Origin of the sequence: Enterobacter sp. MGH85 (assembly GCF_001037655.1) — a bacterium.
Taxonomy (GTDB): Bacteria; Pseudomonadota; Gammaproteobacteria; order Enterobacterales; family Enterobacteriaceae; genus Enterobacter; species Enterobacter intestinihominis.
The window spans coordinates 3,088,140-3,106,473 of sequence record NZ_KQ089925.1 but is presented as its reverse complement, the minus strand read 5'-3'; the positions used below and the strand labels follow the sequence as shown (position 1 = coordinate 3,106,473).

Genomic DNA, 18,334 nt, shown 5'->3' with positions numbered 1-18,334 from the left:
AGCAGGCGTAAGTGCGATACACTTTGCAGATCGAATCTAAAAACCTTAAAAACTATGCGCCTGGTTTTATCATCCCTGTTTGCACTCGGTCTGTTCAGCAATCTGGCCTTTGCTGCGCCCGATCGTACTGCGCCTCCTGATATTCGTGATAGTGGTTTCGTCTATTGCGTCAGCGGGCAAGTTGATACCTTTAACCCGCAAAAAGCGGGGAGCGGCGTGATTGTTGATACGCTGGCCGCACAGATTTACGATCGCCTGCTCGACGTCGATCCTTATACCTATCGGCTGGTTCCGGAGCTTGCTGAAAGTTGGGAAGTGCTTGATAACGGCGCCACGTACCGCTTCCGTCTACGCGATGATGTGGCTTTTCAGCACACCCCGTGGTTTACCCCAACCCGCAAGCTCAACGCGGATGACGTGGTTTTCACCTTCCAGCGCATCTTTAACCGCAACCATCCGTGGCATAACGTTAACGGCGGAAACTTCCCCTACTTCGACAGTCTGCAATTCGCGGACACGGTCAAAAGCGTTCGTAAGCTGGATAACCGCACGGTTGAGTTTCGCCTGACGCGCCCGGACGCCTCCTTCCTCTGGCACCTGGCGACGCACTACGCGTCCGTCATGTCAGCCGAATACGCGGATCAGCTGACGAAAAAGGATCGTCAGGAACGTCTCGATCGTGAGCCTGTGGGCACAGGACCCTTCCAGTTAGCTGAGTACCGCGCCGGACAATACATTCGCCTGCAACGACACGATCATTTCTGGCGCGGCAAACCGCTGATGCCGCAGGTTATTGTTGATCTGGGTTCAGGTGGAACAGGCCGCCTCTCCAAACTGCTGACCGGTGAGTGCGACGTCCTTGCGTGGCCTGCGGCCAGCCAGTTGACTATTTTGCGCGACGACCCCCGCCTGCGCCTGACCCTACGCCCGGGAATGAACATCGCCTATCTGGCGTTTAACACCGATAAGCCACCGCTGAATAATCCGGCCGTGCGCCATGCGCTGGCGTTAGCGATCAACAATCAGCGTCTGATGCAGTCGATTTATTACGGCACCGCGGAAACTGCCGCCTCTATTCTGCCCCGCGCCTCCTGGGCCTATGACGGCGAGGCGAAGATCACGGAATATAATCCGGCGAAAGCGCGCGAACAGCTTAAAGCACTGGGGGCAGAAAACCTGACGCTTCAGCTGTGGGTACCCACCAGCTCTCAGGCGTGGAACCCTAGCCCGCTGAAAACCGCCGAACTGTTGCAGGCAGATATGGCCCAGGTGGGCGTGAAGGTGATCATCGTTCCTGTCGAAGGCCGTTTCCAGGAGGCGCGTCTGATGGACATGAATCACGACTTAACGCTGGCTGGCTGGTCTACCGACAGTAACGACCCGGACAGCTTCTTCCGTCCGCTGCTGAGCTGTGCGGCGATCAACTCCCAGACCAACTACGCGCACTGGTGTAACCGGGAATTTGATGCTGTGCTGAAAAAAGCCCTCTCATCTCAACAGCTTGCTTCACGCATTGAGGCCTACGATGAAGCGCAAAATATTCTGGCCAGAGAGCTTCCCGTGTTGCCGCTTGCCTCTTCCCTGCGCCTTCAGGCCTACCGTTACGATATAAAAGGGCTGGTACTCAGCCCGTTTGGTAACGCCTCCTTCGCGGGCGTGACTCGTGAGAAAGAACAAGAGGTGAAAAAACCATGATTATATTTACCTTGCGGCGGCTGCTGTTACTGCTGGTCACCCTGTTCTTCCTGACCTTTGTCGGCTTTAGCCTTAGCTACTTTACGCCGCACGCCCCGCTTCAGGGCTCATCCCTCTGGGACGCCTGGCTGTTCTGGTTTAACGGCCTGTTGCACTGGGATTTTGGCGTGTCCAGCATCAACGGACAGCTCATCTCTGAGCAGCTGAAGATGGTTTTCCCGGCCACCATGGAGCTGTGTATACTCGCCTTTGGCTTTGCCCTCATGGTGGGGATCCCGGTGGGGATGCTGGCGGGAATTTATCGCAATAAATGGCAGGATAAATTCATCAGCGCGCTTGCCTTAATTGGCTTTTCCATCCCTGTTTTCTGGCTGGCGCTGCTGCTTACCCTCTTCTTCTCACTGACGTTAGGCTGGCTTCCGGTGTCTGGCCGTTTCGACCTGCTGTATAACGTGCAAACGGTGAGCGGCTTCGCCATCGTTGACGCCTGGCTTTCCGATTCAGTCTGGCGCGACGAAATGATCGTGAGCGCCATGCGCCATATGGTGCTGCCAGTGCTCACGCTGGCCGTCGCACCGACGACCGAAGTGATCCGCCTGATGCGCATCAGCACTATCGAAGTCTTCGATCAAAACTATGTGAAAGCCGCCGCCACACGCGGACTGTCTCGCCTGACGATTCTACGTCGCCATGTGCTGCACAATGCGTTGCCGCCGGTAATCCCACGGCTTGGGCTGCAATTCTCAACCATGCTGACGCTGGCGATGATCACCGAGATGGTTTTCAGCTGGCCGGGCCTTGGACGCTGGATGATCAACGCCATTCGCCAGCAGGATTACGCTGCGATCTCCGCCGGAGTGATGGTGATTGGCTCGCTGGTTATTATTGTTAACGTTGTTTCCGATATTTTGGGTGCCATGGCCAACCCGTTGAAGCATAAGGAATGGTATGCCTTACGATAACGTCTACAGCGAAAAGCGCACGCCTGGTGCGCTACGCACCGTGTGGCGTAATTTCTACGGCGACACCACGGCGATGATCGGCTTTTACGGCTGCATTGGCCTCGTGTTGCTGTGTGTTTTGGGTTCGTGGTTTGCGCCGTATGGCATCGATCAGCAGTTCCTTGGTTATCAGCTTTTACCGCCATCGTGGTCGCGTTACGGGGAGGTTTCGTTCTTCCTGGGGACTGACGATCTCGGACGCGACGTGCTAAGTCGTTTACTGAGCGGCGCCGCACCTACGGTAGGCGGCGCGTTCGTGGTCACCCTGGCCGCCGCGATATGCGGCCTTGCGCTGGGCATTTTTGCCGGCTCTACCCATGGGCTGCGGTCTGCCGTGCTTAATCATATTCTTGATACCTTGCTCTCGATTCCTTCGCTGCTGCTGGCGATTATCGTCGTGGCCTTCGCGGGGCCGCACCTCACACATGCGATGTTCGCCGTCTGGCTGGCCATTCTGCCCCGCATGGTGCGATCGGTTTACAGCCTGGTTCACGACGAACTGGAGAAAGAATATGTCGTCGCCGCCCGTCTGGACGGTGCCACCACGTTTAATATTTTGTGGTTTGCCGTGCTGCCTAACATTGCCGCCGGGCTGGTGACGGAGATCACCCGCGCCCTGTCGATGGCGATTCTTGATATCGCAGCGCTGGGCTTCCTGGACCTGGGCGCACAGCTCCCCTCCCCGGAATGGGGCGCAATGCTCGGCGATGCGCTGGAGCTGATTTACGTTGCGCCGTGGACGGTCATGCTGCCGGGCGCGGCCATTATGGTGAGCGTTCTGCTCGTTAACCTGCTTAGCGACGGGATCCGCCGCGCAATCAATGCGGGGGTGCAATAATGCCGTTACTTGATATCCGCAACCTCACGATCGAAATTAAAACGGGCGAAGGCTGGGTTAAAGCGGTGGATCGCATCAGTATTACGCTCGCAGAGGGCGAAATACGCGGGCTGGTGGGCGAATCGGGTTCCGGTAAGAGTCTAATCGCCAAAGCCATTTGCGGCGTGGCGAAGGACAACTGGCGGGTGACCGCCGACCGTATGCGTTTCGACGACATCGATCTGTTGCGTCTCTCCCCGCGCGAACGCCGTAAACTGGTGGGCCATAACGTCTCGATGATTTTTCAGGAGCCGCAATCCTGTCTCGATCCGTCCGAGCGCGTTGGGAAACAGCTGATGCAGAATATCCCCGGCTGGACCTATAAAGGCCGCTGGTGGCAGCGTTTCGGCTGGCGTAAACGCCGTGCCATTGAGCTATTGCACCGTGTGGGGATCAAAGACCATAAAGACGCGATGTGCAGTTTCCCCTACGAACTGACCGACGGTGAATGCCAGAAAGTGATGATTGCTATCGCCCTGGCCAATCAGCCGCGTCTGCTGATTGCGGACGAACCGACGAACGCGATGGAGCCAACGACTCAGGCGCAGATTTTCCGCCTGCTCACGCGTCTGAACCAGAATAACAACACCACCATTTTGCTGATCAGCCATGACCTACAAATGTTGAGCAAGTGGGCGGATAAAATTGACGTGATGTATTGCGGACAAACGGTAGAAACCGCGCCAAGTGAAGACCTGGTGACGACGCCGCATCATCCCTACACGCAGGCGCTGATCAGGGCGATCCCTGATTTCGGCAGCGCAATGCCACACAAGAGCCGTCTGAATACTCTGCCTGGCGCGATACCGCTGCTGGAATCGCTGCCCATTGGCTGCCGTCTGGGTCCGCGTTGCCCGTATGCTCAGCGTAAATGCATTGAAACACCGCGCCTGACAGGGCCGAAAAATCATCTGTTTGCCTGTCATTTCCCGCTGAACATGGAGAGAGAGTGAAATGGTCGAAACCTTACTGGAAGTACGTAACCTGAGTAAGACCTTTCGCTATCGCACCGGCCTGTTTCACCGTCAGACCGTCGAGGCTGTTAAACCCCTGAGCTTTACGCTGCGCGAAAAGCAGACGCTGGCGATTATCGGTGAAAACGGCTCGGGCAAATCGACCCTGGCAAAAATGCTCGCGGGTATGGTCGAGCCGAGCGGCGGTGAAATACTGATTGACGATCATCCTCTGGAATTTGGGGACTACTCTTTTCGCAGTCAGCGCATCCGGATGATTTTTCAGGATCCGTCGACGTCCCTGAACCCGCGCCAGCGTATTTCCCAGATCCTGGATTTCCCGCTGCGGTTGAATACCGACCTAGAGCCGGAAGCGCGTCGCAAACGGATTGTCGAAACCCTGCGTCTGGTAGGCCTCCTGCCCGACCATGTCAGCTATTACCCGCACATGCTGGCCCCGGGCCAAAAACAGCGTCTCGGTCTGGCCCGCGCGCTGATCCTGCGCCCGAAGGTCATCATCGCCGACGAAGCGCTGGCGTCGCTGGATATGTCGATGCGTTCGCAGCTCATTAACCTGATGCTGGAGTTACAGGAAAAGCAGGGGATCTCGTATATCTACGTGACTCAGCACCTGGGCATGATGAAGCACATCAGCGATCAGGTGCTGGTGATGCACCAGGGTGAAGTCGTTGAGCGCGGCAGTACCGCTGACGTGCTGGCCTCCCCGCTCCACGACCTGACAAAACGCCTGATTGCCGGACACTTTGGTGAAGCATTGACGGCCGATGCGTGGCGGAAAGATCGTTAGCCGTTGCGTAACCCGCTTGCCAGCAGAGTAAACACCTCAATGGCATGCGGCAGCGTCTTCTGCGGCTCATCACTCGCGGCAATCATCAAGGCAGCATTCAGCGCAACGCCGTTCAACAGATGGGCTGCGACTTTCGCATCCATTTTTTTAAGCACGTTGCGTTCGATTAATTTTTCGATGGTCTGGCGGGTCGACTCAAGACAGCTGTTCTGGCTGGGCCATTGCGCCGGATCGCCCAGAACGGCCGGACCGTCAAGAAGCACGATACGCTGAACTTCCGGAACGAGCGCCATGTTGATGTAGGCGATGCCTTCCGCCAGCAGTCTCTCCCAATCATCGTCTGTGGCCGCGGCAACGGCTTTCGCGTTGCCCGCCATTTCGCTGTCTATCTGCGCGACCACCGCCGCCAGTAACCCTTTCTTATCTCTGAAATTATGATACAGCGCACCGCGCGTTAACCCCACGCTTGCCGTCAGTTCATCCATCGACGCTGCAGCAAAGCCTTTCTCAGCAAACGCCTTTCGCGCCGCATGAATCAATTTTTCGCGATTTTCCTGAGCTGTTTCAGCACGACGTTTTGTAGCCATAGAACTTCCTATAAAAGCGATATTTTTAATTTGACATACGAGGCGTATGTGAATTACATTTTTTTCACATACATTGCGTATGTTACTTCTCTTAAGTAACCACAACAACGCCTCTGACAGAAAAGGAAATGCCATGCATCAACGTAATCCTGTCTTCCCTGCCAATCGACATGCCCTTTATGATGAGCATGGCTATTCGGCTGCCATTCGCTCTGGCGATCTGTTATTTGTTTCCGGTCAGGTCGGCAGCCGCAGCGATGGCACGCCTGAGCCTGATTTCGCCGCTCAGGTGCAGTTGGCATTCGATAATTTACAGGCGACTTTGGCCGCCGCAGGATGCACTTTTGACGATCTGATTGATGTCACGACGTTTCATACCGATCCAGAAAACCAGTTCCCCGTCATCATGGAGGTGAAAAAACTGGCGTTTCCGCAGCCACCTTACCCAAACTGGACGGCTATCGGCGTTAACTGGCTGGCCGGATTTGATTTTGAAATTAAGGTTATTGCCCGAATCCCCTCGCCAGCGAATTAATATCCGGCCGTCTTAGCGTGAAGCTTCTGGCCAACCTCTGGTTGGATGAGGCGAACCCAGCACCTGGTGATATACTGCTGGAATACACACGAAATAGCCTGATAAAGAGTCAGTTCAACGTCTTTCGTGCGCCCAGTCACGGCACGTGAGCGAGAAATATCGTGACACAAGGGGCTGTGAGTGGGCTATAATTTCGAGCTAATTTCGAATGATTTTGAAATACTGCCTGTAACGCTATGAATTACAAGGCAAAATAAGCAATGAATATAAGGATTAAAGCTATGGGTTTTCTTTCCGGTAAGCGCATTCTGGTAACTGGCGTTGCCAGCAAACTGTCCATCGCATACGGCATCGCACAGGCTATGCATCGCGAAGGCGCTGAGCTGGCGTTCACCTACCAGAACGACAAGCTGAAAGGCCGTGTTGAAGAATTTGCCGCGCAGCTGGGTTCCAGCATTGTTCTGGAATGTGACGTTGCACAAGACGAAAGCATTGATGGCATGTTTGCTGAACTGGCTAAAGCATGGCCGAAATTCGACGGTTTCGTTCACTCCATCGGCTTCGCTCCGGGCGATCAGCTGGACGGCGACTACGTGAACGCGGTTACCCGTGATGGCTTCAAAATCGCCCATGACATCAGCTCCTACAGCTTCGTTGCGATGGCAAAATCCTGCCGCGCGATGCTGAACCCGGGCGCAGCCCTGCTGACCCTGTCCTACCTGGGCGCAGAACGCGCTATCCCTAACTACAACGTTATGGGTCTGGCGAAAGCGTCTCTGGAAGCCAACGTGCGCTATATGGCGAACGCAATGGGTCCTGAAGGCGTGCGTGTTAACGCAATTTCTGCGGGTCCAATCCGTACTCTGGCCGCTTCCGGGATCAAAGATTTCCGTAAAATGCTGGCACATTGCGAAGCGGTTACCCCGATTCGTCGTACCGTTACCATCGAAGATGTGGGTAACTCTGCGGCATTCCTGTGCTCTGACCTTTCCGCAGGTATCTCCGGCGAAGTGGTTCACGTGGACGGCGGCTTCAACATCGCTGCCATGAACGAGCTGGAAATCAAATAAGTCTGTTACTCTCTTCCCGCCTGGGAAGAGAGTTTTCTCCCCTCCCCGCACTTCGTTATTCCGTTCTGCTATTTGTTATCACCTAACAATATTTTTCCCCTCATCCGCCTTACGCCAGGATATTGATCGCCATTTTGAGATCAAGGAACGCCCATGGAACAACGCCGTTTTTCCGGCAAAGGCCACTGGTATCACGAAACCCAGTCGAATCATTCGCAGACGGACGTTCTGCCGCTGGTGCCTGAAGCCGCTAACGTCGACGATCGTTTTTTGCTCGATTTAGCCCTGCCTGACGACATTGCCGCAAGCTGTTGTGGGTGGCTTACGCCAGCCCGAACCTTGTGCCGCCTCTTATTCCCGCTCGATACTCCCGTGAACCGTCTGCACACGCTTAGCGCCTACGACAGACTGAGCACGGCGTTGACGGTTTCCCAGGCGTGTGGCGTCCAGCGGCTCTGTAACCACTACGCGGCGCTCCTCGCCCCCCTTCCGGGCCCCGACTCTTCCCGGGAAAGCAATCGACGCCTTGCAGAAATCACTCAGTATGCCCGCCAGCTGGCGAGCTCTCCGGACGTCATTGACGATAAAGCGCAAACTCAGCTTGATGAGGTGGGACTGACAACGTATGACATTGTGCTTATCAACCAGATCATCGGCTTTACTGGTTTTCAGGCGCGGGCGGTTGCAGTGTTTCAGGCGCTGCTTGGCCATCCGGTACGCTGGCTACCGGGACACCACATTCAGCCCCATACACTACCGCTGAGCTTTACCCGATGGACAGCCACCCAGCCCGTAGTCGAACTAAAATATGCCAGTGCGGTTCAACTTGAGGCGCTCTCACGCTGGCAGGCCGAACCTGCGCTTTCAGCGCTCACGCCGGTTCTCTGCCATGAGCCGATGCTGCTGAATCTGACGGGCGAGATACTGGTTAACCACCCACAAAGCGAAGCCCAGCCATCTGCATCGCTCTCAGCCGCCCATGCGCTGCTGCTTACGTCTCCCGATCGTTTTAGCGCCGCCCAGTTAACGCCTCTCACGGAGGCCGGTATCCCACCGGGCAAGGCAATTAACCTGTTAACCCACGGCGCTTTTAATGGCTGGCTGGACCGTCTTCGCGTGGCGCTTGGCAAAGAGGAATAACCACACGCTTTACCTAAAGAGCGCTTGCTGTAGCAGTGAGAATCGCGTAAAACTGTCAGCCGCTCAATGGCTACGAAAATAGAACATTATGTTTCAGGACAACCCGCTGCTAGCGCAGCTTAAACAGCAACTGCATTCCCAGACGCCCCGTGCAGAAGGGGTCGTAAAAGCCACGGAAAAGGGCTTTGGCTTTCTTGAAGTTGACGGACAGAAGAGCTACTTCATTCCGCCTCCTCAGATGAAGAAAGTGATGCATGGCGACCGCATTTCGGCCGTTATTCATACCGAAAAGGAACGAGAGTCTGCCGAGCCGGAAGCACTGATCGAACCTTTCCTGACCCGCTTTGTCGGGAAAGTGCATAAAAAAGACGATCGTCTTTCTATCGTACCGGATCATCCTCTCCTGAAAGATGCCATCCCTTGCCGCGCCGCGCGTGACGTTGAGCATGACTTTGTCGAGGGTGACTGGGCGGTTGCCGAAATGCGCCGTCATCCTTTAAAAGGCGATCGCGGTTTCTACGCCGAGCTGACCCAGTTCATCACCTTTGGCGACGACCATTTCGTCCCATGGTGGGTGACGCTGGCGCGCCACAACCTCGAAAAAGAAGCGCCGGATGGCGTCGCGACCAAAATGCAGGACGAAGGTCTTGAGCGTCGCGATCTGACAGCGCTGGACTTTGTCACCATCGACAGCGCCAGCACCGAGGATATGGACGATGCGCTGTATGCCGAAGAGGCAGCGGATGGCAAAATGCATCTGACCGTCGCCATCGCCGACCCTACCGCATGGATTGTCGAAGGCAGCAAGCTGGACGAAATGGCCAAAGTGCGTTCGTTCACCAACTACCTGCCGGGCTTCAACATCCCGATGCTGCCGCGCGAGCTTTCCGACGATCTCTGCTCCCTGCGTCCCCATGAAGTGCGTCCGGTACTGGCCTGCCGCATGACCATCGCGGCTGACGGTACCATTGAAGAAGATATCGAATTCTTCGCCGCCACCATCGAATCCAAAGCCAAACTGGCTTATGACAACGTGTCCGACTGGCTGGAAAATACCGGCAGCTGGAAGCCTGAATCCGATAATATCGCTGCGCAAATTCGTCTGCTGCATCGCGTCTGCCAGAGCCGCAGTGAGTGGCGCCAGACCCACGCGCTGGTATTTAAGGACCGCCCGGACTACCGCTTTGTGCTGGGGGAAAAAGGCGAAGTGCTCAACATCGTCGCCGAGCCACGCCGTATTGCCAACCGTATCGTTGAAGAAGCGATGATCTCCGCCAACATTTGCGCCGCACGCGTGCTGCGCGACAAGTTAGGCTTTGGCATTTACAACGTGCACACCGGCTTTGACCCGGCTAACACCGAAGCGCTGGCCGCCCTGCTCAAGACCCATGACGTCCACGTCGATCCGGAAGAGGTGCTGACCCTGCCAGGCTTCTGCAAGCTGCGCCGCGAGCTGGACGCACAGCCGTCAGGTTTCCTTGACAGCCGCATTCGCCGCTTCCAGTCCTTTGCGGAAATCAGCACGGAGCCAGGCCCGCACTTCGGTCTCGGTCTTGAGGCTTACGCCACCTGGACCTCCCCGATCCGTAAGTACGGCGACATGGTTAACCATCGTCTGCTGAAAGCGATCATCAAAGGGGAATCTGTTGCCCGGCCACAGGATGAGACTACGTTGCAGATGGCAGAGCGTCGCCGTCTGAACCGTATGGCGGAGCGTGATGTAGGCGACTGGTTGTACGCGCGTTTCCTGAATGATAAGGCAGGGACTGACACCCGTTTCCCGGCTGAAATCATTGACATCAGCCGCGGCGGTATGCGCGTGCGTCTGGTGGATAATGGCGCCGTTGCCTTTATTCCTGCCCCGTTCCTGCATGCCGTTCGCGACGAACTGGTTTGTAGCCAGGAAAACGGGACCGTGCAAATTAAAGGCGAAACGGTTTACAAAGTCACTGACGTGATTGATGTAAACATCGCTGAAGTCCGCATGGAAACCCGCAGCATTATCGCGCGCCCTGTCGCCTGATAACCGCGTAGACTCCCGGCCGTTCCGTTCAGGGATGGCCGGGAGTTCTCCCCAGCATTATCTCTCGCAAAATCATCGTTTTTTCTCACACTTTTCTGTTTCCTACCGCCACATTTCGCCAGAATTATCTACAGTAAAAAGAGCCGTCATAGTCGACTGCAAATGAATAATTTGTGCGCTACTCAGCAGCCGCGGGAGAAAACGGGATGGACGATCTGGAGCAGAATTTGCTGTTTCGTTACATGGGTACGCATAGCCCCTGGTGGCGACTAACAGCAGACAGCAATGCTCTGCATCTTGCTGCCAGTGAAAGCGCTGACATCGTTCAGGTGGTTGCGCTGGACGATGAGCAGGCTGCTCTGATTCGCCAGCTCACCGTTATCACCGCCAGCATTGCCATGACCCTTCCCTTGTATGGTTTGGACGTTCCCGTCCATCTTGTCGGTCGTAAAATTAACAAAAATGAGTGGGCGGGAACGGCATCAGCATGGAACGACACGCCTTCCGTGGCGCGCGATCTGGCGCAGGGACTCTCCTTCGCCGAACAGGTGGTGTCCGAAGCTAACTCCGTAATTGTCATCCTCGACCAGAACGGGAATATTCAGCGCTTCAACCGTTTAAGTGAAGAATATACGGGCCTGAAGGAACAGGAAGTCATCGGGCAAAACGTGTTTAAACTGTTCATGAGCCGCAGCGAAGCCGCGGCCTCAAAACGCAACATCACCGGTTTTTTTCGTAACGGCAGCTCCTACGAAGTCGAACGCTGGATCAAGACCCGCAAGGGGCAACGCCTGTTTCTCTTCAGAAATAAATTCGTTCACAGCGGCAGCGGGAAAAATGAAATTTTCCTCATCTGTTCGGGTACCGACATCACGGAAGAGCGTCGGGCCCAGGAGCGCCTGAGCGTTCTCGCCAATACGGATACGATTACCGGTTTGCCTAACCGAAATGCCATCCATGAGCTGATCTCCGACGCCATCACCTCCCGGGGTGAAACGCAGGTGGGCGTGGTTTATCTCGATCTGGATAACTTTAAAAAAGTGAACGATGCCTATGGGCATATGTTTGGCGACCAGCTGCTACAGGCCGTTGCGCTGGCGATCCTGAGTTGCCTGGACGACGGACAAACCCTGGCGCGCCTGGGTGGGGATGAGTTTATCGTGATGGCCACCGATACCTCGCAGGGCGCGCTGGAAGCTATGGCGTCGCGCATTCTGACCCGACTGCGGCAGCCTTTCCGCATCGGGCTGATTGAGGTTTACACCGGCTGCTCGCTTGGTATCGCGCTTGCGCCCCAGCACGGTAACGATCGGGAAAGCGTCATTCGCAATGCCGACACCGCCATGTACACCGCCAAGGAAAATGGCCGGGGTAAATTCTGCGTCTTCTCGCCAGAGATGAACCAGCGCGTATTTGAATATCTGTGGCTGGATACCAACCTGCGTAAAGCGCTGGATAACGATCAGCTGTTAATTCACTACCAGCCAAAAATGACCTGGCGCGGCGAAGTCAGAAGTCTGGAGGCGCTGGTGCGCTGGCAGTCACCAGAGCGTGGCCTGATCCCGCCGATGGAATTTATCTCCTATGCGGAAGAGTCAGGGCTGATAGTGCCCCTTGGCCGCTGGGTTATGCTCGATGTGGTGCGCCAGGTGGCAAAATGGCGCGACAAAGGGATCAACCTGCGCGTCGCGGTCAACGTTTCCGCCCGTCAGCTGGCGGACCAGACCATCTTCAGTGACCTGAAGCAGGCGCTGAAAGACCTGAATTTTGAATACTGCCCGATTGACGTGGAATTGACCGAAAGCTGTCTCATCGAAAATGAAGAGCTGGCCCTGTCAGTGATCCAGCAATTTAGCCGCCTGGGGTCGCAAATTCACCTTGATGACTTTGGTACGGGGTACTCTTCCCTGTCGCAGCTGGCGCGCTTCCCTATCGACGCCATCAAGCTTGACCAGTCCTTCGTCCGGGATATCCATAAGCAGTCCATTTCACAGTCGCTCGTGCGCGCGATAGTCGCCGTGGCACAGGCGTTGAATCTGCAGGTCATTGCTGAAGGGGTAGAGAGTGCAAAAGAAGACGCCTTTCTGACGAAGAATGGCGTCAACGAACGGCAGGGTTATCTTTTTGCTAAGCCCATGCCCGCAGCCGCATTCGAGCGATGGCTAAAGCGCTATCAGGCCAGGAATGTCCGTTAGCTGGCTTTGCGTAAGCCCGTCGCCTGATGGCGATTTTGCAGCATAACCAGCCGCTCCATGTAGGCGATATCCTTCGGTTCAAGGCAGAAGGCGGCATCCACCCAATCCTCTGTAATGTCCATCAACTCGCTTCGCGGAAGTGGCAGGACACGCGTACGCGCGCGCAGCATGGCCCTTACGCCGTTCAGCTTCGGCTGTAGCGTGTCGATAAACGTCCGTACCGAAACATAGCTCTGTAACGGCTCGAATAAGAGATCCACAAGACCATGCTGTTCATACCATTCCGCCGTATGCGACTCACCTTTATAGATCAGCGCCTCTGCCATTTTCATGCCGGCACGACGCGCCACCAGTGAATAACCGCCCATGCCCGGGAATAGATTGAACGCGATTTCCGGAAAGCCTAATCGGGCATCGCGCTGGGCCAAAATGAAATGATGCGCCAGCGCGGCTTCAAACCCGCCCCCTAACGCGCTTCCTTCAACCATCGCCAGCGTGACAGCACCGGTATCAAACCCTCGCGAGGCGGCATGAACGCAGTCCACACAGGCCCGGGCATAGGCGCGTAACGCTTCGCGTCGGTTGTTTTTGATGCACTCAACGAAGAATTGTAAATCACCGCCGGTATTGTAGATGTCAGGGACCAGCGATCCGGTGACCCAAAAATCAACGACATATCCGGACTGGCGAACCAGCCAGGAGAGATTCATGATCTCCTCGATCAGCGCATGATTGAAGCAAGGCCGTGGCGTGGCACGTAACATCATCCACACCGTGCGCCGTTCGGCCTCATAATAAGCCGCAAGTTGAGTGAATCGTTCAGCATCAGTAAACAATGTGCAGGTTGTCTGGTTGATAACTGTCATAGTCGAATTCCTCTTATAAAAAAGCGCGTTGCGCGCAGTTTTAGACTAATCCACCCCTACAACCCGCAGCATACGGGGGTTAAATTTGTCACTTTCATTTATGAACTTTGGTTATTGCATTTTTTACCTTCTCTTTTGAATCAATTTTCTGCATCATTGATAATATTAACTTTTCGCTTCAGGGTGAGCTTATGTCTAACATTGATGCAACAGCCGTGGCACAGCGTATTGATACTGTGCTGGATATTCTTGTCGCGGGCGATTATCACTCTGCTATCCGTAATCTTGAGATCCTCAAGTCTGAACTGCTGGCTGAGAACGGCACTGATAACGCATCAGAATCCACTCAACCAAAAGCCCCGTGGGAAGTGTAACCACGTCGTTTTCGCCCTTGCCTTTTAAATGGATGCTATGAATTCCCGACAACAAATCATTTTGCAGATGGTGATCGATCAGGGACGCGTAAGCGTAGTCGATCTCGCTAAAGCTACCGGCGTTTCTGAAGTCACCATTCGTCAGGATCTGAATCTTCTGGAAAAACAGAGCTACCTGCGGCGTGCGCACGGATATGCCGTTCCACTGGACAGCGAGGACGTTGAAACCCGCATGATGAACAATTTTGCGCTCAAGCGGGAACTGGCGGAGTTTGCTGCATCCTTAGTGAATAACGGTGAGACCGTCTTTATTGAAAATGGCAGCAGTAACGCCCTTCTGGCGCGCACGCTTGCCGATCAAAAAGACGTTACCATCATTACCGTAAGCAGCTATATCGCCCATCTGTTGAAGGAAACTCGCTGCGAGGTCATTCTGCTGGGCGGCATTTACCAGAAGAAAAGCGAAAGCATGGTGGGGCCATTAACGCGTCAATATGTTCAGCAGGTTCACTTCAGTAAGGCATTCATTGGCATTGACGGCTGGCAGCCCGACACCGGCTTTACCGGTCGCGACATGATGCGTTCAGACGTGGTGAACGCCGTACTCGCCAAAGAGTGTGAAGCGATTGTGCTGACCGATAGCTCTAAGTTTGGCGCCGTACACCCTTATACGATGGGTCCGGCTTCGCGCTTCAGCCGTGTGATCACGGATGAGCGTTTACGCGATGAATATCGCCAGCAATTAGAACAAGACGGCCTGACTGTCGATATTGTGAAAAAAACGGCCTGATTATCCTGCTGCGCCCGAATAATGGGCGCACTTAAACCTTTCTCTGAGAGTATTCCGACCCTTCCTTTAAGAGTTTTTACCTGTTGAAACTGTTCTAAACACGTAAAATTAATATTAGCGATATAACAGGAAGTGACTATCACCTGCGTGATGATGTAACGCCTGCGCGACCAGCTTTCACGGGAACAGAATTTAAGTATGGATATTGTCTATACTTAAAGTGCATTCCTTTCCGTGAATCGATAATTCAGGAGAAAGTATTATGACCTTTACCAGCAAAAAATTAGCCGCCGCTGTTCTGGCAATCACTGTAGCAATGTCTCTGAGCGCTTGCTCTAACTGGTCTAAACGTGACCGTAACACCGCGATTGGTGCCGGTGCTGGTGCGCTTGGTGGTGCAGTATTAACGGATGGTAGTACGCTGGGTACATTAGGTGGTGCTGCCGTAGGTGGTATTATCGGTCACCAGGTGGGCAAATAATCACCATAACGGCTCTCACCGGTATAATAATATATTTTGTATTTTCAGGTCTGACTTACGCACGTAGAAAAAAGAGCCACGGCAATGTCCGTGGCTCATTTATTTTAACCGCCCGCCAGTTTGACTTTCATACCTTTGGCTTCCAGCAGCGTTTTAATTAAATCCCGCTTATCGCCCTGAATCTCAATTATGCCGTCTTTTACTGCCCCACCGCATCCGCACTTCTTTTTAAGCTCAGCGGCGAGCTTTACCAGCTCTGCATCATCCAGATCAATGCCGGTGACAAGGCAAACGCCTTTCCCTTTTCTGCCACTGGTCTGGCGCTGAATACGCACGATTCCATCGCCTTTCGGACGTTCAACTTTCTCTTTTGGCTCTTCAATGCGCCCGGTATCTGTTGAATAGACCAGACGAGTGTTGGCATCACGCATTATGCCCCCTTTTTCAGTGATGCATTAATCGCTTTCAGAGTCTCTGCCGGATAAGCGGATTTCGTCACCGGGCGACCAATTACCATATAGTCTACCCCCGCGCTCAGCGCCTGCTCTGGCGTCATGATGCGTCGCTGATCCCCTGACTCGCTGCCTGCCGGACGGATACCTGGCGTCACCAGTTTAAATTCGCGGCCTAACTCAGATTTGAAGCGAACCGCCTCCTGAGCTGAACAGACCACGCCATCAAGCCCACACTGTTGCGTGAGGCGCGCCAGACGCTCCGCATGTTCGGCAGGTGACAACGTCACACCCAGGTCACGAAGGTCAGATTCATCCATACTGGTCAGCACGGTGACGGCGATAAGAAGCGGAGCGTCATTGCCAAACGGCACCAGCGCTTCGCGCGCAGCCGTCATCATACGTGCCCCACCGGAGGCATGAACGTTAACCATCCACACACCCAGTTCAGCCGCCGCAGCAACGGCGTGGGCAGTGGTATTCGGAATATCGTGGAATTTCAGGTCGAGGAAAACGTCGAAACCACGCTGGTGCAGATCGCGGACGATTTGCGGACCGAACAGCGTAAACATCTCTTTGCCTACTTTAAGACGGCAATCCCGGGGATCAATACCATCAACAAAGGCCAGTGCGGCGTCACGGTTATTGTAATCCAGAGCAACAACTACAGGAGAATCGGTAACTACGCGGGAAGTGGAGGAAGTAACAGACGTCATGACCAGCCCTTTTCGTCTATGGGCGCGCAGCGGCGCGGAACAGATAAACGGCGTGCATTCTACCTGCCCTCGGGGTAAATGAACAGAATCGAATGCTTTTCCTGCTGAACCACAGACCGCACGGTGCTGAAAGAAATAATGCACTCTTTAGTATGTTGTAACTAAAATGGAGTGTTTTAAAAAATCACTGCCCGTCCAGACCACGAATTGGCTTGATGGTGGACCAGGCCCGGCAGGAAGGGCAATGCCAGTAGAGCGAATAGGCGGTGAAGCCGCATTTCTGGCAGCGATAGCGCGGCTTGCTCCGCACCTGTTCACCGACCATGTCTCGCAGCACCATCAGGCTCTCTTTAGCGCGCCCTTCTTCTGCATCGTTAAGATGATAATCCATCAGCTTGTGGAAGACGCGCATCGTCGGATGGCGCTGCAACTGACGGGTAATGTATACCTGGGCGGTATCACTCCCTTCGTGCTCTTCGACGACATCCGACAGCATCAGCTCGGCTGTGGCACCGGTGTTTTCTTCAACACAGCGGCGCAGGAATGCAACCCACTCATCCTGCTTACCTAACTGCTGATAGCAGGTTTGCAGCATTTCCAGCGTTTCGCTGACCAGCTCTTTGTCCTGATCGATAACGCGAAGCAGGCTTTCCACGGCTTTGGCGTAATCACCATTAGCCATAAAGACCCGCCCCATCATTATCGAGATGCGGGCGCTGTTGCGATCGGCCGCGGCGCCTTTTTTTAGCAATGCCATGGCCTTATCCATGTCATCGCTACCCATTTGCTGAAGGGCAAGCTCGCAGTAAAAATGGGCAATTTCGACGCGCTGTTTGTCTTTGCCGAGTTTGACCAGCCGTTCGGCGGTATCAATCGCTTTTTGCCAGTCGCTGGTTGCCTGGTAGATTTGCAGAAGTTGCTGAAGCGCACCGATACGGAAATCGGTCTCATCCACCAGCTGAGAGAACATATCCTCGGCGCGATCGTAAAGCCCCGCGGCCATGTAATCCCGTCCAAGCTGCTGAACGGCCAGCAACCGTTGCTCATAGGTCAACGAAGCGCTTTCCATCAGGGTCTGGTGGATACGAATGGCACGGTCAACCTCTCCGCGCGAGCGGAACAAGTTTCCCAGGGTGAGATGCGCCTCTACGGTGCCGGTATCCTCTTTGAGCATGTCGAGGAACAGATCGACCGCTTTATCCTGCTGATTGCTCAGCAGGAAGTTCACCCCCGCAACGTAGTCACGGGAGAGTCGGTTTGCTTCATCCTGTTTTGTTTGTTGCGCGCTTCTGCGGCCCATATACCAGCCATAGGCTGCGGCGACAGGCAAAAGCAGAAACAACAACTCCAGCATATTCGATTATTCCTTGACTACCGGCACACCAGAGCTCGCCGGAATGTCAGTCGCAGGCGTAAGTTGATGTTCAAGTCGTTTAATTTTACGTTCAGCGCGAACAAGGGAAACACGAACCTTAAGCCAGAACAGGCCACATACAAGCCATCCGATGACAAAACCCGCTGCGAATAACACAGCCAGCAGGCTCGACACCCGGTACTCGCCCTGCGCCAGCAGATAGTTGAAACTTACCTGTTGATCGTTTTGCGCGCCCAATGTGACTGAAATGACAAAAATCGCCAACACCAGTAAGAAAATGAGTAAATATTTCACATGACTTCCCGTTATGTGGTTCGAGCGTATAAAGCGTGTTCAACTCACTGCAATCAGCCTTATAAGCTACCATTTTAGTGGCGGGCGCGAAACGGAAAAAGT

General features: G+C 54.5%; 19 protein-coding genes. 13 read left to right on the top strand and 6 right to left on the bottom strand.

Annotated features, from left to right (window positions below):
- The first annotated feature begins 54 nt into the window (after positions 1 to 54).
- The 5 genes from sapA to sapF are packed head-to-tail and all read left to right on the top strand — an operon-like array spanning position 55 to position 5,334.
- Positions 55 to 1,695, top strand: coding sequence for an ABC transporter substrate-binding protein SapA (sapA, locus tag SK51_RS14615; RefSeq protein ID WP_023306381.1), 1,641 nt, complete (start codon positions 55 to 57; stop codon positions 1,693 to 1,695).
- Entirely contained in the window at positions 1,692 to 2,657 is a 966-nt protein-coding gene (gene sapB / locus SK51_RS14610) for a putrescine export ABC transporter permease SapB (protein WP_023306382.1), read from the top strand. The genes sapA and sapB overlap by 4 nt, the downstream gene beginning before the upstream one ends.
- Entirely contained in the window at positions 2,644 to 3,534 is an 891-nt protein-coding gene (gene sapC, locus SK51_RS14605; protein ID WP_023306383.1) for a putrescine export ABC transporter permease SapC, read from the top strand. The genes sapB and sapC overlap by 14 nt, the downstream gene beginning before the upstream one ends.
- Positions 3,534 to 4,526 (top strand): putrescine export ABC transporter ATP-binding protein SapD, encoded by a 993-nt coding sequence (sapD, locus tag SK51_RS14600; RefSeq protein ID WP_048206782.1) that lies wholly within the window; start codon positions 3,534 to 3,536, stop codon positions 4,524 to 4,526. The genes sapC and sapD overlap by 1 nt, the downstream gene beginning before the upstream one ends.
- A gap of 1 nt (position 4,527) precedes the next feature.
- Positions 4,528 to 5,334 (top strand): putrescine export ABC transporter ATP-binding protein SapF, encoded by an 807-nt coding sequence (gene sapF, locus SK51_RS14595; RefSeq protein WP_003856838.1) that lies wholly within the window; start codon positions 4,528 to 4,530, stop codon positions 5,332 to 5,334.
- On the opposite strand, the gene SK51_RS14590 is transcribed toward sapF, so the two are convergent.
- Entirely contained in the window at positions 5,331 to 5,921 is a 591-nt protein-coding gene (locus SK51_RS14590) for a TetR/AcrR family transcriptional regulator (protein ID WP_022648309.1), read from the bottom strand. The two genes, sapF and SK51_RS14590, sit on opposite strands and share 4 nt — an antisense overlap.
- A gap of 133 nt (positions 5,922 to 6,054) precedes the next feature.
- Between SK51_RS14590 and SK51_RS14585 the strand changes: the two genes are divergently transcribed.
- The 5 genes from SK51_RS14585 to pdeR all read left to right on the top strand — a co-directional run bounded on the left by SK51_RS14585 (position 6,055) and on the right by pdeR (position 12,884).
- Positions 6,055 to 6,456: a RidA family protein gene (locus SK51_RS14585; RefSeq protein ID WP_023306384.1), complete on the top strand. Its 402-nt coding sequence runs from the start codon at positions 6,055 to 6,057 to the stop codon at positions 6,454 to 6,456.
- A gap of 281 nt (positions 6,457 to 6,737) precedes the next feature.
- Positions 6,738 to 7,526, top strand: coding sequence for an enoyl-ACP reductase FabI (gene fabI, locus SK51_RS14580; protein WP_003856831.1), 789 nt, complete (start codon positions 6,738 to 6,740; stop codon positions 7,524 to 7,526).
- Positions 7,527 to 7,679: 153 nt separating this feature from the next.
- Positions 7,680 to 8,666, top strand: coding sequence for an oxidoreductase (locus tag SK51_RS14575; protein WP_032676207.1), 987 nt, complete (start codon positions 7,680 to 7,682; stop codon positions 8,664 to 8,666).
- A gap of 88 nt (positions 8,667 to 8,754) precedes the next feature.
- Positions 8,755 to 10,689, top strand: a complete 1,935-nt coding sequence (locus SK51_RS14570) for an exoribonuclease II (RefSeq protein WP_023306386.1) — start codon at positions 8,755 to 8,757, stop codon at positions 10,687 to 10,689.
- A gap of 206 nt (positions 10,690 to 10,895) precedes the next feature.
- The gene (gene pdeR, locus SK51_RS14565) at positions 10,896 to 12,884 is read left to right on the top strand and encodes a cyclic di-GMP phosphodiesterase (protein ID WP_048206781.1); all 1,989 of its coding nucleotides are present in this window, start codon (positions 10,896 to 10,898) and stop codon (positions 12,882 to 12,884) included.
- On the opposite strand, the gene SK51_RS14560 is transcribed toward pdeR, so the two are convergent.
- Positions 12,881 to 13,750, bottom strand: a complete 870-nt coding sequence (locus tag SK51_RS14560) for a crotonase/enoyl-CoA hydratase family protein (protein ID WP_022648314.1) — start codon at positions 13,748 to 13,750, stop codon at positions 12,881 to 12,883. The two genes, pdeR and SK51_RS14560, sit on opposite strands and share 4 nt — an antisense overlap.
- Positions 13,751 to 13,941: 191 nt before the next feature.
- Between SK51_RS14560 and SK51_RS14555 the strand changes: the two genes are divergently transcribed.
- From SK51_RS14555 to osmB, 3 genes are all read left to right on the top strand, one after another.
- On the top strand, positions 13,942 to 14,124 hold the full coding sequence (locus tag SK51_RS14555) for a YciZ family protein (RefSeq protein ID WP_022648315.1): 183 nt from the start codon (positions 13,942 to 13,944) through the stop codon (positions 14,122 to 14,124).
- Positions 14,125 to 14,161: 37 nt separating this feature from the next.
- A complete protein-coding gene (yciT, locus tag SK51_RS14550; protein ID WP_023306387.1) occupies positions 14,162 to 14,914 on the top strand; it encodes a DNA-binding transcriptional regulator YciT in 753 nt (250 codons plus the stop codon).
- 262 nt (positions 14,915 to 15,176) lie between these two features.
- Positions 15,177 to 15,395, top strand: a complete 219-nt coding sequence (osmB, locus tag SK51_RS14545; RefSeq protein ID WP_003856823.1) for an osmotically-inducible lipoprotein OsmB — start codon at positions 15,177 to 15,179, stop codon at positions 15,393 to 15,395.
- A 104-nt stretch (positions 15,396 to 15,499) separates the two neighbouring features.
- Here osmB and yciH read toward each other — a convergent pair whose 3' ends face one another.
- The 4 genes from yciH to SK51_RS14525 all read right to left on the bottom strand — a co-directional run bounded on the left by yciH (position 15,500) and on the right by SK51_RS14525 (position 18,232).
- On the bottom strand, positions 15,500 to 15,826 hold the full coding sequence (gene yciH, locus SK51_RS14540; RefSeq protein ID WP_023306388.1) for a stress response translation initiation inhibitor YciH: 327 nt from the start codon (positions 15,824 to 15,826) through the stop codon (positions 15,500 to 15,502).
- Positions 15,826 to 16,563: an orotidine-5'-phosphate decarboxylase gene (gene pyrF, locus SK51_RS14535; protein WP_023306389.1), complete on the bottom strand. Its 738-nt coding sequence runs from the start codon at positions 16,561 to 16,563 to the stop codon at positions 15,826 to 15,828. Before pyrF ends, yciH begins: the two co-directional genes overlap by 1 nt.
- 184 nt (positions 16,564 to 16,747) lie before the next feature.
- Entirely contained in the window at positions 16,748 to 17,917 is a 1,170-nt protein-coding gene (lapB, locus tag SK51_RS14530) for a lipopolysaccharide assembly protein LapB (protein WP_003856819.1), read from the bottom strand.
- A gap of 6 nt (positions 17,918 to 17,923) precedes the next feature.
- Positions 17,924 to 18,232, bottom strand: coding sequence for a LapA family protein (locus SK51_RS14525; RefSeq protein WP_006810839.1), 309 nt, complete (start codon positions 18,230 to 18,232; stop codon positions 17,924 to 17,926).
- Positions 18,233 to 18,334 lie beyond the last annotated feature (102 nt).

Bases quoted from the DNA above. Each gene is read 5' to 3' on its own strand.
- osmB (WP_003856823.1), top strand. From the start codon at position 15,177: ATGACCTTTACCAGCAAAAAATTAGCCGCCGCTGTTCTGGCAATCACT.
- SK51_RS14560 (WP_022648314.1), bottom strand. From the start codon at position 13,750: ATGACAGTTATCAACCAGACAACCTGCACATTGTTTACTGATGCTGAA.
- sapD (WP_048206782.1), top strand. From the start codon at position 3,534: ATGCCGTTACTTGATATCCGCAACCTCACGATCGAAATTAAAACGGGC.
- lapB (WP_003856819.1), bottom strand. From the start codon at position 17,917: ATGCTGGAGTTGTTGTTTCTGCTTTTGCCTGTCGCCGCAGCCTATGGC.
- fabI (WP_003856831.1), top strand. From the start codon at position 6,738: ATGGGTTTTCTTTCCGGTAAGCGCATTCTGGTAACTGGCGTTGCCAGC.
- SK51_RS14555 (WP_022648315.1), top strand. From the start codon at position 13,942: ATGTCTAACATTGATGCAACAGCCGTGGCACAGCGTATTGATACTGTG.
- pdeR (WP_048206781.1), top strand. From the start codon at position 10,896: ATGGACGATCTGGAGCAGAATTTGCTGTTTCGTTACATGGGTACGCAT.
- SK51_RS14585 (WP_023306384.1), top strand. From the start codon at position 6,055: ATGCATCAACGTAATCCTGTCTTCCCTGCCAATCGACATGCCCTTTAT.
- yciT (WP_023306387.1), top strand. From the start codon at position 14,162: ATGAATTCCCGACAACAAATCATTTTGCAGATGGTGATCGATCAGGGA.
- SK51_RS14570 (WP_023306386.1), top strand. From the start codon at position 8,755: ATGTTTCAGGACAACCCGCTGCTAGCGCAGCTTAAACAGCAACTGCAT.
- SK51_RS14590 (WP_022648309.1), bottom strand. From the start codon at position 5,921: ATGGCTACAAAACGTCGTGCTGAAACAGCTCAGGAAAATCGCGAAAAA.
- sapA (WP_023306381.1), top strand. From the start codon at position 55: ATGCGCCTGGTTTTATCATCCCTGTTTGCACTCGGTCTGTTCAGCAAT.
- sapF (WP_003856838.1), top strand. From the start codon at position 4,528: ATGGTCGAAACCTTACTGGAAGTACGTAACCTGAGTAAGACCTTTCGC.
- SK51_RS14575 (WP_032676207.1), top strand. From the start codon at position 7,680: ATGGAACAACGCCGTTTTTCCGGCAAAGGCCACTGGTATCACGAAACC.
- sapB (WP_023306382.1), top strand. From the start codon at position 1,692: ATGATTATATTTACCTTGCGGCGGCTGCTGTTACTGCTGGTCACCCTG.
- sapC (WP_023306383.1), top strand. From the start codon at position 2,644: ATGCCTTACGATAACGTCTACAGCGAAAAGCGCACGCCTGGTGCGCTA.
- pyrF (WP_023306389.1), bottom strand. From the start codon at position 16,563: ATGACGTCTGTTACTTCCTCCACTTCCCGCGTAGTTACCGATTCTCCT.
- yciH (WP_023306388.1), bottom strand. From the start codon at position 15,826: ATGCGTGATGCCAACACTCGTCTGGTCTATTCAACAGATACCGGGCGC.